Origin of the sequence: Reyranella sp. (assembly GCF_044224635.1) — a bacterium.
Classification (GTDB): Bacteria; Pseudomonadota; Alphaproteobacteria; order Reyranellales; family Reyranellaceae; genus Reyranella.
Genome location: NZ_JBGAKA010000006.1, coordinates 77554 through 89239 on the forward strand (window position 1 = coordinate 77554; position 11686 = coordinate 89239).

General features: G+C 66.2%; 20 protein-coding genes and 1 pseudogene. 20 read left to right on the forward strand and 1 reads right to left on the reverse strand.

What is annotated here, in order from left to right; translation table 11 throughout:
• The 20 genes from rplP to ACILR9_RS07920 all read left to right on the forward strand — a co-directional run bounded on the left by rplP (position 1) and on the right by ACILR9_RS07920 (position 10658).
• On the forward strand, positions 1-414 hold the full coding sequence (gene rplP, locus ACILR9_RS07825) for a 50S ribosomal protein L16 (RefSeq protein WP_395709348.1): 414 nt from the start codon (positions 1-3) through the stop codon (positions 412-414).
• A 17-nt stretch (positions 415-431) separates the two neighbouring features.
• Positions 432-623, forward strand: a complete 192-nt coding sequence (gene rpmC / locus ACILR9_RS07830) for a 50S ribosomal protein L29 (RefSeq protein WP_395709349.1) — start codon at positions 432-434, stop codon at positions 621-623.
• 10 nt (positions 624-633) lie between these two features.
• The gene (gene rpsQ, locus ACILR9_RS07835) at positions 634-882 is read left to right on the forward strand and encodes a 30S ribosomal protein S17 (protein ID WP_395709350.1); all 249 of its coding nucleotides are present in this window, start codon (positions 634-636) and stop codon (positions 880-882) included.
• Between the two features lie 18 nt (positions 883-900).
• On the forward strand, positions 901-1269 hold the full coding sequence (gene rplN / locus ACILR9_RS07840; RefSeq protein ID WP_395709351.1) for a 50S ribosomal protein L14: 369 nt from the start codon (positions 901-903) through the stop codon (positions 1267-1269).
• An 8-nt stretch (positions 1270-1277) separates the two neighbouring features.
• On the forward strand, positions 1278-1601 hold the full coding sequence (gene rplX, locus ACILR9_RS07845; protein WP_395709352.1) for a 50S ribosomal protein L24: 324 nt from the start codon (positions 1278-1280) through the stop codon (positions 1599-1601).
• 11 nt (positions 1602-1612) lie between these two features.
• Positions 1613-2155 (forward strand): 50S ribosomal protein L5, encoded by a 543-nt coding sequence (rplE, locus tag ACILR9_RS07850; RefSeq protein WP_395709353.1) that lies wholly within the window; start codon positions 1613-1615, stop codon positions 2153-2155.
• Between the two features lie 14 nt (positions 2156-2169).
• Positions 2170-2475: a 30S ribosomal protein S14 gene (gene rpsN / locus ACILR9_RS07855; RefSeq protein WP_395709354.1), complete on the forward strand. Its 306-nt coding sequence runs from the start codon at positions 2170-2172 to the stop codon at positions 2473-2475.
• A 16-nt stretch (positions 2476-2491) separates the two neighbouring features.
• Positions 2492-2890 carry a 30S ribosomal protein S8 gene (gene rpsH, locus ACILR9_RS07860; protein ID WP_395709355.1) on the forward strand — a complete coding sequence of 133 codons (399 nt, stop codon included), beginning with the start codon at positions 2492-2494 and terminating at the stop codon, positions 2888-2890.
• A gap of 2 nt (positions 2891-2892) precedes the next feature.
• The gene (gene rplF, locus ACILR9_RS07865; RefSeq protein ID WP_395709356.1) at positions 2893-3426 is read left to right on the forward strand and encodes a 50S ribosomal protein L6; all 534 of its coding nucleotides are present in this window, start codon (positions 2893-2895) and stop codon (positions 3424-3426) included.
• A 12-nt stretch (positions 3427-3438) separates the two neighbouring features.
• Positions 3439-3801 carry a 50S ribosomal protein L18 gene (rplR, locus tag ACILR9_RS07870; RefSeq protein WP_395709357.1) on the forward strand — a complete coding sequence of 121 codons (363 nt, stop codon included), beginning with the start codon at positions 3439-3441 and terminating at the stop codon, positions 3799-3801.
• 11 nt (positions 3802-3812) lie between these two features.
• Positions 3813-4403 (forward strand): 30S ribosomal protein S5, encoded by a 591-nt coding sequence (gene rpsE, locus ACILR9_RS07875; protein ID WP_395709358.1) that lies wholly within the window; start codon positions 3813-3815, stop codon positions 4401-4403.
• A gap of 23 nt (positions 4404-4426) precedes the next feature.
• Complete coding sequence (gene rpmD, locus ACILR9_RS07880; RefSeq protein WP_395709359.1) at positions 4427-4621, forward strand: 50S ribosomal protein L30; 195 nt, start codon at positions 4427-4429, stop codon at positions 4619-4621.
• A 37-nt stretch (positions 4622-4658) separates the two neighbouring features.
• A complete protein-coding gene (gene rplO / locus ACILR9_RS07885; protein WP_395709360.1) occupies positions 4659-5138 on the forward strand; it encodes a 50S ribosomal protein L15 in 480 nt (159 codons plus the stop codon).
• A gap of 65 nt (positions 5139-5203) precedes the next feature.
• Positions 5204-6547, forward strand: coding sequence for a preprotein translocase subunit SecY (gene secY / locus ACILR9_RS07890; RefSeq protein ID WP_395709361.1), 1344 nt, complete (start codon positions 5204-5206; stop codon positions 6545-6547).
• Positions 6544-7194 (forward strand): adenylate kinase, encoded by a 651-nt coding sequence (locus ACILR9_RS07895; RefSeq protein ID WP_395709362.1) that lies wholly within the window; start codon positions 6544-6546, stop codon positions 7192-7194. Before secY ends, ACILR9_RS07895 begins: the two co-directional genes overlap by 4 nt.
• 120 nt (positions 7195-7314) lie before the next feature.
• Positions 7315-7692, forward strand: coding sequence for a 30S ribosomal protein S13 (rpsM, locus tag ACILR9_RS07900; RefSeq protein ID WP_395709363.1), 378 nt, complete (start codon positions 7315-7317; stop codon positions 7690-7692).
• A gap of 19 nt (positions 7693-7711) precedes the next feature.
• Positions 7712-8131 (forward strand): 30S ribosomal protein S11, encoded by a 420-nt coding sequence (gene rpsK, locus ACILR9_RS07905; RefSeq protein ID WP_395709364.1) that lies wholly within the window; start codon positions 7712-7714, stop codon positions 8129-8131.
• Between the two features lie 115 nt (positions 8132-8246).
• Positions 8247-9263, forward strand: coding sequence for a DNA-directed RNA polymerase subunit alpha (locus ACILR9_RS07910; RefSeq protein WP_395709365.1), 1017 nt, complete (start codon positions 8247-8249; stop codon positions 9261-9263).
• 22 nt (positions 9264-9285) lie between these two features.
• On the forward strand, positions 9286-9708 hold the full coding sequence (rplQ, locus tag ACILR9_RS07915) for a 50S ribosomal protein L17 (RefSeq protein WP_395709366.1): 423 nt from the start codon (positions 9286-9288) through the stop codon (positions 9706-9708).
• Between the two features lie 167 nt (positions 9709-9875).
• Complete coding sequence (locus ACILR9_RS07920) at positions 9876-10658, forward strand: tetratricopeptide repeat protein (protein ID WP_395709367.1); 783 nt, start codon at positions 9876-9878, stop codon at positions 10656-10658.
• On the opposite strand, the pseudogene ACILR9_RS07925 reads toward ACILR9_RS07920, so the two are convergent.
• A pseudogene (locus ACILR9_RS07925) lies at positions 10582-11685 on the reverse strand (ISAzo13 family transposase); the annotation flags it as partial. The gene ACILR9_RS07920 and the pseudogene ACILR9_RS07925 overlap by 77 nt on opposite strands.
• Between the last annotated feature and the right edge of the window lies 1 nt (position 11686).

The following is an 11686-nucleotide window of genomic DNA, read 5'->3' on the forward strand; positions in this document are numbered from 1 at the left end:
ATGCTGCAACCGAAACGCACCAAGTACCGCAAGGCCTTCAAGGGCCGTATCCACGGCGCTGCCAAGGGCGGCTTCAACCTCGACTTCGGCTCGTTCGGGCTGAAGGCGATGGAGCCCGACCGCCTGACCGCGCGCCAGATCGAGGCTGCCCGCCGTGCCATCACGCGCCACATGAAGCGTGCCGGCCGCGTGTGGATCCGGGTGTTCCCGGACGTGCCGATCTCGAAGAAGCCGGCCGAGGTCCGCATGGGCTCGGGCAAGGGCGCGCCGGAATTCTGGGCGGCGCGCGTCAAGCCCGGCCGCGTGCTGTTCGAGCTCGACGGCGTGTCGGTGACGGTGGCGCGCGAGGCGCTCGAGCTCGCCGCCGCCAAGCTGCCGATCAAGACGCGCTTCGTCGCGCGCATCGGCGCCTAGGGGAGAAGGAGAGAGCCATGAAGGCCAGCGATCTGCGTCCCCGCACCAACGACCAGCTCAAGGAAGAGCTGGGCAACCTGCGCAAGGAAGCATTCAACCTGCGTTTCCAGAAGGCCAGCGGCCAGCTGCAGAAGACCGCCCGTGCGCGCCAGGTCCGGCGCGACATCGCCCGCATCAAGACGGTGCTGGGCGAGAAGCAAGCGGGTTAAGGAGCCGTATATGCCGAAGCGAATTCTCGAAGGCGTCGTCGTCAGCGACAAGATGGACAAGACCATTGTCGTCAAGGTCGAGCGCCGCGTCCAGCATCCGATCTACAAGAAGTTCATCCGGCGGTCGAAGAAGTACCACGCCCATGACGAGACCAACGCCTTCAAGGGCAAGGTCGGTCAGAACGTGCGCATCCGCGAATGCCGGCCCCTGTCTCGCACCAAGAACTGGGAAGTTCTGGTCGAAGGCGCAAACGCCTAGCGCGACGGAGCGACGATCATGATCCAGATGCGAACCAATCTCGAGGTCGCCGACAATTCCGGCGCCCGTCGGGTTCAGTGCATCAAGGTGCTGGGCGGCTCGCGCCGCAAGTATGCCAGCGTCGGCGATGTCATCGTCGTCTCCATCAAGGAGGCGATCCCGCGCGGCCGCGTCAAGAAAGGCGAGGTCCATCGCGCCGTCGTGGTGCGCACCTCGTTCGCGCTGCGCCGTCCCGACGGCAGCGCCATCCGCTTTGACCGCAATGCCGCGGTCCTCATCAGCAAGCAGGACGAGCCGATCGGCACCCGCATCTTCGGACCGGTGACGCGCGAGCTGCGCGCCAAGAAGTTCATGAAGATCATCTCGCTCGCGCCGGAAGTCCTCTAGGAGCCGCCATGTCCGTCAAGCTCAAGATCAGGAAAGGCGACCGGGTCAAGGTTATCGCCGGCCGCAGCAAGGGCCGAGTGGGCGACGTGCTGCGCGTGCTGCCGACCGAGCAGCGCGTGGTCGTCTCCGGCGTGAACGTCATCAAGCGCCACACCAAGCCGAGCCGGACCGACGCCGGCGGCATCATCGAACGCGAGGCCGCGATCCACGTCTCCAACGTGGCCCTGCTGGATCCCAAATCGGACAAGCCGACGAAGATCGGCTTCCGTTTCCTGGAAGACGGCCGCAAGGTGCGCATCGCGCGCGCCTCCGGCGAGACCATCGACCGCTAGGAGAACGGGCCATGCCCGCGCGACTGCAAGAACGCTACACCAACACCATCCGCGAAGCGCTGACCAAGGAGTTCTCCTACAAGAACCCCTTCGAGGTGCCGAAGCTCGACAAGGTCGTCATCAACATGGGCGTCGGCGAGGCGGTCAATGATCGCAAGGCTGTCGATGGCGCGGTTGCCGACCTGACGGCGATCACCGGCCAGAAGCCTGTGATCACCAAGTCGCGCAAGTCGATCGCGACCTTCAAGCTGCGTGAGGGCATGGCGATCGGCGCCAAGGTCACGCTGCGCCGCGACCGCATGTACGAGTTCGTCGACCGCCTGATCAACATTGCCCTGCCGCGCGTCCGCGATTTCCGCGGGCTCAACGCCAAGTCGTTCGACGGCAACGGCAACTACGCCATGGGCTTGAAGGAGCAGATCGTGTTCCCGGAGATCGACTACGACAAGGTCGACCTGGTGCGCGGCATGGACATCATCATCTGCACGACGGCGAAGACCGATGCGGAAGCGAGAGCGCTTCTGCGAGGCTTCGACTTCCCGTTCGTGAACTGAGGCCGGAGAATCACATGGCCAAGACGAGTTCGGTCGAAAAGAACAATCGGCGCGCCAAGATGGCGAAGCAGTACGCTGCCAAGCGCGCCCAGCTCAAGGAGATGGCGGTCGACGACACGCTGTCGCCGGAGGAGCGCTTCGGCGCGCGGCTTAAGCTCGCCGAGCTGCCGCGCAATTCCTCGCCGACGCGCATTCGCAATCGCTGCGAGATCACCGGCCGTCCGCGCGCGGTGTATCGTAAATTCAAGCTGTCGCGCGTGGCGCTCAGGCAGCTCGCTTCGCTGGGCGCTCTGCCCGGCGTCGTGAAGTCGAGCTGGTAACGGGGGACCGTAGATCATGGCGATGACAGATCCCGTCGGTGATTTGCTGACCCGCATCCGCAACGGCCAGTCGGCGCGCCTCGACAGCGTGACCGTGCCGGCCTCGCGCCTGCGGTCGAACGTGCTCGATGTGCTGCAGCGCGAGGGCTACATCCGCGGCTGGTTCGAGGAAGAGCTGCGGCCGGGCGTCAAGGAGCTCCGCGTCGAGCTCAAATACGACAACGGCCGGCCGGTGATCCGCGAGATCAAGCGGGTCTCGACCCCAGGCCGCCGCGTCTATTCGAAGATCCGCGAGCTGCCGCGTCACTTCAACGGTCTCGGCATCTCGATCCTGTCCACGCCGCGCGGCGTCATGTCCGACGCCGAGGCGCGTGCCGCCAATGTCGGCGGCGAAGTCATCTGCAAGGTGTTCTGACCATGTCGCGAGTCGGCAAGAACCCTGTCCTGGTCCCCGCGGGCGTCACCATCGACCTCAAGGGCCAGCATCTCAAGGCCAAGGGCAAGCGTGGCGAGCTCGAGCTCATGGTGCATGACGACGTGTCGGTCGCCCGCGACGGCGACAAGCTCGTCTTCAAGCCGCGCACCGACAGCCGGCGGGCCCGCACCCAGTGGGGCACCGCGCGCAACCTCGCCAGCAACCTGGTGAAGGGCGTGTCTGACGGCTTCACCATCAATCTCGAGATCAATGGCGTCGGCTATCGCGCCCAGGCCGATGCCAAGATGCTGAAGCTGCAGCTCGGCTACAGCCACGACGTCGAAGTCGCCATTCCTGCCGGCATCCAGATCAAGGCGGTCAAGCCGACCGAGGTCGAGATCACCGGGTCGGATCGTCAGAAGGTCGGTCAGCTGGCGGCGGAAATCCGCAGCCTGCGTCCGCCCGAGCCCTACAAGGGCAAGGGCATCAAGTACTCGACCGAGAAGATCCGTCGCAAGGAAGGCAAGAAGAAGTAAGGCGAGACCACCATGTCCGATCGCAACGCCCTTTTCGCCCGTCGTCAGCGGCGCACGCGCCACGCGCTCCGCCAAGCCGCCGGCGGCCGTCCGCGCCTCAGCGTGTTCCGCTCGGGCAAGCACATCTATGCCCAGGTCATCGACGACCTGAAGGGCGCCACCCTGGCCTCCGCCTCGTCGCTCGACGAAGGGGTCAAGGGCCGGATCAAGACCGGCGCCGACAAGAGCGCGGCGGCCGAGGTCGGCAAGCTGATCGCCGAGCGCGCCATCGCCGCCGGCGTCAAGGAAGTCATCTTCGACCGCGGCGGTTACATGTTCCATGGCCGCGTCGCGGCGCTGGCCAATGCCGCCCGTGAGGGCGGCCTGTCGTTCTGAGGAGTTAGCACATGGCTCGTTCACCCGGTGGTTCCGGCCGTGGCCCGCGCGATCGTGATCGTGGCCGCGATCGCGGTCACGACGAAGAAAATGAACTGAAGGACAAGCTCGTCACCATCAATCGCGTGGCCAAGGTCGTGAAGGGCGGCCGGCGCTTCGCTTTTGCGGCGATCGTCGTCGTCGGCGACCAGCGCGGCCGGGTTGGCCACGGCGCCGGCAAGGCGCGCGAGGTGCCCGAGGCGATCCGCAAGGCGACCGAGGCGGCCAAGCGCGGCCTGGTCCGCATCCCGCTGCGCGACGGCCGCACGCTGCACCACGACGTCAAAGGCCGCTTCGGCGCCGGCAAGGTGACGCTGCGCGCCGCTCCGGCCGGTACCGGCATCATCGCCGGCGGCCCGATGCGCGCCGTGTTCGAGACGCTGGGCGTCAAGGACATCGTCGCCAAGTCGGTCGGCACGTCCAACCCGCACAACATGATCAAGGCGACGTTCGCCGCCCTGCAGCTGCTCAACTCGCCGCGCATGGTCGCGACGCGCCGCGGCAAGAAGGTGGGCGACCTGCTCGGCCGGCGCGACGATACCGTGGTCGAGGCAGCCGCCTGACGGCGGAGCGAAGGAACAGGCACATGGCCAGCGAGAAGAAGATCAAGATCACCCAGACCGGCAGCCCGATCGGCCGCACGGACGATCAGCGCGCGACGCTGGTCGGCCTGGGTTTGAACAAGCGCCATCGCAGCCGCGAGCTCATCGATACACCCGAGGTGCGCGGCATGATCAACAAGGTGCGGCACCTGGTGCGCATCGACGAAGAGGCGAAGTGACCGGCCGGGCGCCGGCGCACGCGCAGGGGACAGGACGATGAGACTGAACGAGATTGCCGACAATCCGGGCGCCCGCAAGCGGCGCATGCGCGTCGGCCGCGGAATCGGCTCGGGCAAGGGCAAGACCGCGGGCCGCGGCGTCAAGGGCCAGAAGTCGCGTACCGGCGTCGCCATCAAGGGCTTCGAGGGCGGCCAGATGCCGCTCTACCGGCGCATTCCCAAGCGCGGCTTCCGGCCGCCGCACCAGAAGCGGTGGCAGGAGGTCAATCTCGGCGCCCTGCAGAAGGCGATCGACGACAACCGCCTCGATGCCGGCAAGCCGATCGATGCCGCCGCCATGCAGGCCGCCGGCCTGTTCAAGAATGCGTTGGACGGCGTCCGCCTCCTTGGCAAAGGCGAGATCAAGACCAAGATCGAAGTGACGGTCGCGGGCGCCTCGGCGTCGGCGATCGCCGCGGTCGAGAAGGCCGGCGGCACGGTCCAACTGCCGCCCAAGCCCGTGGCCGAAGCGGCCTGAGCCCGACAGCGCAGGAGGGACCCACGGGTCCCTGTCGTGTCGTCGTCGTCCACGCGTGAGGGTCCATGGCATCCGCCGCCGAACAACTTGCATCCAACCTGAACTGGGGCGCAATCGGCAAGGCGACCGAGCTGAAGAAGCGCCTGTGGTTCACCGTGGCCGCCCTGGTCGTGTTCCGCATCGGCGCCTACATCCCGGTGCCCGGCGTCGATCCCCACGCCCTGGCCGAGATGTTCGCCCAGAACGCCGGCGGCATTGCCGGCCTGCTCGACGTCTTCTCCGGCGGCTCGATCGGCCGCATGTCGGTGCTGGCCCTGTCGATCATGCCGTACATCTCGGCCTCCATCATCATGCAGATCCTGACGACGGTGGTGCCGTCGCTCGAGGCGCTGAAGAAGGAGGGCGAGGCCGGCCGCAAGAAGATCAACCAGTACACCCGCTACGGCACGGTGATCCTGGCTGCCTTCCAGGCCTACGGCATCGCGGCCGGATTGGAGAGCCAGACCATGGCGGCCGGGCCGGTGGTGGTCGATCCCGGCCTGTTCTTCCGTTTCGTGACCGTGGTCACCCTGGTCGGCGGCACCCTGTTCCTGATGTGGCTCGGCGAGCAGATCACCGCCCGCGGCGTCGGCAACGGCATCTCCCTGATCATCTTTGCCGGTATCGTCGCGGCGCTGCCCAGTGCCATGATCCAGACCTTGGAACTCGGCCGTACCGGCGCCCTGTCCGCGCTGTTCATCATTGCCATGGCGATCGGCGTGGTGGCGGTGGTGGCAGTCGTGGTGTTCGTCGAGACGGCGCAGCGGCGCATCGTGGTGCAGTATCCCAAGCGCCAGGTCGGCAACCGCATGTATGGCGGCGAGGCCTCGCACCTGCCGCTCAAGATCAACACGTCGGGCGTCATCCCGCCGATCTTCGCCTCCTCGCTGCTGCTGTTCCCGGCGACCATTGCCGGTTTTCAGGGTGCCGCCGGCGAGCCGGGCTGGGTGCAGTGGATCTCGACCTACCTGGGTCACGGCCAGCCGCTCTACCTGCTCGCCTATATCGGCCTGATCGTCTTCTTCTGCTTCTTCTACACGACGGTCGTCTTCAACCCGGCCGACACGGCCGACAATCTGAAGAAGAACGGCGGCTTCGTGCCGGGCATCCGGCCGGGCAAGAACACGGCGGAGTACCTCGAGCACATCCTGAACCGGCTGACCGTGATCGGTGCGATCTACCTGTCGGCGGTCTGCATCCTGCCCGAGCTGCTGATCGCCCGCGGTGGCGTGCCATTCTATTTCGGCGGCACCAGCCTGCTGATCGTGGTGTCGGTGACTCTCGATACGGTCACCCAGATCCAGGCGCACCTGCTCGCCCATCAGTATGAGGGCCTCATCAAGAAAGCCCGGTTGAGGGGGCGTCGATGAATATCATCCTGCTGGGGCCGCCGGGGGCCGGCAAAGGCACCCAGGCCCAGCGCCTGCAGAGCGAACAGGGCCTGATCCAGCTGTCGACCGGCGACATGCTGCGCGCCGCCGTGGCATCGGGCAGCGATCTCGGCAAGAAGGCCAAGGGCATCATGGAGAAGGGCGAGCTGGTGCCCGACGATCTGATGGTCGGCCTGATCGAGGACCGCATCGCCCAGCCGGACGCCGCCAAGGGCTTCATCCTGGATGGTTTTCCGCGCACCGAGGCGCAGGCCAAGGCGCTCGACGAGATGCTGGGCAAGGCGGGCAAGAAGCTCGATCGCGTGGTCGAGATGGAAGTCGACGAGACGGCGCTGACCGAGCGCATCGTCGGCCGTTTCACCTGCGCCAAGTGCGGCACCGGCTATCACGACAAGTTCAAGCGGCCCAAGGTCGACGGCGTCTGCGACATCTGCGGATCGACGGAGTTCACGCGCCGCAAGGACGATAATGCCGAGACCATGAAGACGCGCATGGCGGCGTACCGCGCCCAGACCGAGCCCCTGCTGCCCTATTACGGGACCCGCGGGGTGCTCAGGAAGGTCGATGGCATGGCCGCCATGGACGAGGTTTACCGTCAAATCACTGGGGTTTTATCAGGGGCTTGACAAGTCGAAGTTCCGTTGACTCGGGGGCGCGACTCCCTATAATCGCGCGCTTTTCCGGGGCCAGCGAACAAGTTACGGGCGCGCACTGTCGCGCCATAAGTCTTTGAAGGAGTTGGGAAATTGGCTCGTATTGCCGGCGTGAACATTCCGACCGCCAAGCGCGTCGTGGTCGGGCTGCAGTATATCCACGGGATTGGCCAGGCGAAGGCCAGGGAAATCCTGGGGAAAGTGGGGATCGACGAGTCGCGGCGCGTCAACACGCTGACCGACGATGAGGTGATCCGCATCCGCGAGACCATCGACCGCGACTATTCGGTCGAGGGCGATCTGCGGCGCGAAGTCGCGATGAACATCAAGCGATTGATGGACCTCGCCTGCTATCGCGGCCTCAGGCATCGCCGCGGCCTGCCGGTCCGGGGCCAGCGCACGCATACCAATGCGCGCACCCGCAAGGGTCCGGCCAAGCCGATCGCCGGCAAGAAGAAAGTCACGAAGTAAGCTCGAAGGAAGTCGCACTATGGCCAAGCCTGCTGCCGCCGCGAGCGGCGCTGCCGCAACCGGCGCTCGTCCGCGCCGCAAGGAACGCAAGAACATCATCGCCGGCGTGGCGCATGTGAACGCGTCGTTCAACAACACGATCGTCACCATCACCGACGCCCAGGGCAACACCATCTCGTGGTCGTCGTCGGGCCAGCAGGGCTTCAAGGGCTCGCGCAAGTCGACGCCGTTCGCCGCCCAGATGGCGGCCGAGAATGCCGGCCGCAAGGCGATGGAGCATGGCATGCGCACCCTCGAGATCGAGGTGCGCGGTCCCGGTTCCGGCCGCGAGTCGGCGCTGCGCGCCCTGCAGGCGGTCGGCCTCGCCGTCACCGCGATCCGCGACGTCACGCCGATCCCGCACAACGGCTGCCGGCCGCCCAAGCGTCGTCGCGTCTGATTTCAGCCGGGCGACGCCGGGTACGCGTCGTCCGCTCCACTCGATGTACTCACGGGTCCCCGTCGTGCCGTGGCGCGGGATTCCCTGAACCAACCGGTCTAGAGAGGTAGCCCACGTGCTTCAGAAGAACTGGCAGGACCTGATCAAGCCGGAGAAGCTTGTCACCGAAGCCGGCGTCGATTCCGGTCGCACCGCGACCATCGTCGCCGAGCCGCTTGAGCGCGGCTTCGGTCTCACGCTCGGCAATGCGCTGCGTCGCGTCCTGCTGTCGTCACTCCAGGGTGCCGCTGTCACGTCGATCAAGATCGACAACGTGCTGCACGAGTTCTCGTCGATTCCGGGCGTCCGCGAGGACGTCGTCGACATCGTGCTCAACATCAAGGCGATGGCCGTCAAGATGCAGGGCGATCGCGAGCAGCGTCTCTACCTGCGTGCCGTCGGCCCGGGCGAGGTCACCGCGGGCATGATCGAGTTGCCGGGCGACGTCCAGATCATGGATGCCAAGCACCTGATCTGCACGCTCGACGACGGCGCTTCGATCTCGATGGAGCTGATGGTCGCCACCGGCAAGGGCTACGTGCCCGCCGCGGCCAACCGCGCCGAGGATGCGCCGATCGGCCTGATCCCGGTCGATTCGGTGTTCAGCCCGGTCAAGCGCGTCTCCTACAAGATCGAGAACAGCCGCGTCGGCCAGGTCACCGACTACGACAAGCTGTCGATGACGGTCGAGACCAACGGCACGACCCGTCCGGACGACGCCGTGGCGCTCGCCGCCCGCATCCTGCAGGACCAGCTGCAGCTCTTCATCAACTTCGAGGAGCCGCGCGAGGTCCGCAAGGAGGAGCAGCAGGACGACTTCCCGTTCAACCGCAACCTCCTGCGCAAGGTCGACGAGCTCGAGCTCTCGGTGCGCTCGGCCAACTGCCTGAAGAACGACAACATCATCTACATCGGCGATCTGGTGCAGAAGACCGAGGCGGAGATGCTGCGCACGCCGAACTTCGGCCGCAAGTCGCTGAACGAGATCAAGGAAGTCCTGGCCGGCATGGGCCTCCACCTGGGCATGGAAATCCCGGGCTGGCCGCCGGACAACATCGAGGAAATGGCCAAGCGGCTGGAAGAGCCGTACTAGGCCGGTGGAAGGGATTTAGCTCATGCGTCACGGTAATCGCGGTCGGAAGTTCCACCGCACGGCGGAGCATCGCAAGGCGATGTTCTCCAATCTCGCCGGTGCTCTCATCAAGCACGAGCAGATCACGACCACGCTGCACAAGGCCAAGGATCTGCGTCCTATCGTCGAGAAGCTGGTCACGCTCGGCAAGCGCGGCGGCCTGCACGCCCGCCGCCAGGCGATCGGCTTCCTGCGCGACCCCTATGTGGCCGACAAGCTGTTCACCACGCTCGGCCCGCGCTACTCGGCGCGCGCCGGCGGCTACCTGCGGGTGCTGAAGGCGGGTTTCCGCTACGGCGATGCTGCGCCGATGGCCGTCATCGAGTTCGTCGAGCGCGACACTGCTGCCAAGGGCCAGGATTCCGGCCCTTCGGCCGATAAGGCCGAGCAGCAGGAAGCCGCGTAGCCCTCACGGCTCTTACGATTGCAGGACGCCCGGTCATCGACCGGGCGCTTTCGTTTTGGGGCGAAGGAAGAGGATCGCGCGCTGGGACCGCGCGCTCCCAGGGAAGAGGGACCTTGGCCGTCGCAAGAGGTTGCCGGCCGCGGCCGCCTTGTTCATAGAGTGCGCCCATGGCGTGTTCGCAAACCCCGGTCCCCGAGGCGATCTCGCGCAGCATCGTCGCTGGCCGGTACGGCGAAGCGGCTGATGCACTGCGCATCCTGGTGCGGTCGGACCCTTCGGTAGCCGCTCTCGTCGCCCTGGCGTCGATGACCCTCCAGCTGGGCAAGCTCGCGGAGGCAAAGCAGAGTGCGCTCGCGGCCGTCGCGGCCGACCCGCAGGATCACGCCGCGCGCATCATGCTGGCGCGCGTGCGGACGGCGCTGGACGAGCCGACGGCAGCACTGGCCGATTTCCGCGCCGCGCTCCGCCTCGCCCGTCTCGGCATGACGCCTGCCGGGGGTGGGCCGATCGCCGTGCATGCCCATCAGGCGCTGCACAATCTCGAGCAGCTCGTCTATCTGGAACAGGCCGACAACCTTCCGCCGGGGACTCTGCTGCCGGTCCCCGCCGGCGTGAGGGAGACCGCGCAGCGCAAGCTCAACGAGGTGCTCGAGGGCGCCGGCAGCGAGATCCCCACGCTTCCCATGGGGGGCCAGTATGGCCGGGTGCTGGCCGATCCGCCGCTCGTGATGCACGATGAAGCACCACCCGCCCGCTGCCTCAACCCGCGCAACGATTGGGATGAGGTCGTCGGCGCCTTCAGGGGCGAGGGCAAAGGGATCGCCTGCGTCGACAGCCTGCTAAGGGCTTGTGACGAAATAAACGCTTCGAATGTCAAGCGACTGTCCGGTTGGGCTTTGGAACGAAGGTGTAGTTCCAGTCTGGATGGAAGCGGTCGTAGCGAATATTGAGCTGACTGATCTGTTGATCAGAGACCTTGTTGCGTTCTTGGGATAGCTCGTGGCGTCAATGTCGCAGGCGATGGTCAGTCCGGAGGTTGTCGGTGGCGGCGATGAGCTGCACGATGACCTTGTGGGAGAGCAAAGGTTTGGCGCGCCAGTTCTGGGTAATGAAGGCGAACATGCGATGCTCGATGCGGTTCCACTTGCTGGTGCCAGGCGGGTGATGGGTGACGGTGATGGCGAGGCCGGTCTGGTTGGCGAAGTTCTGCAACTCGACTTTCCAGAGGCGGACCCGAGCGCCATTGCTGCCACCGCAATCGGCAGTGATCAGCAGGCGCGTGGCCTTGGGATAGCGCTTGCGCCCCATGCGCCGCCACCAGCGACGAATGCTCTCGACGGCGAAGGTTGCGGTGTCATGGTTGATGCCGACACTGACCCAGCCTTCATTGGCGGCAATGTCGTAGACGCCGTAGGGGACCGCTCGACCCTTTCCCGGGATGACGAAGTCGTGCACGCGCACGGGCTGGGGTCGGCCTTTGCGCCGCAGCTCTCGGCCGGCAGTCCTGAAATCGCCGACCAGCTCCTTCTTCTTGGTGTCGACGGAGATGGCCGGTTGTCGGCACCGCCGGAAACGCTGGACCCGATCGTTGATGTGCTGGAACTGTGCATCGCGGTCAGGGTGCTGCTTGCCCTCGCGGGTCTTGGCGTTGGCTTGCAGGCTGAAGCCGAGGTCCTTGAGCAGGCGGCCGACCAGATTGGCGCTGACCCGGTAGCCCTGATCGGCCAACGCGGCGGCGAGATGGCGCTGACTGCGACTCACCCACAGCAGGTCGGCCTGCGGATCGCCTCGGGTGGCCGAGGCAACCAGATCGAGCAAGGCCTTGCGCAAGCCGGGCTGCTTGAGGGTCGCCGCCTTGCGACCACCGCCGCTGCGGCGGACGCGGCCGTATGGCCATTCGGCCGCTTCCTCGTCGAGCTCCTTCAGGCCGCGCCCGATCGTGCTGCGCGCTATCCCATCTTTCTCAACTGGAGCCATT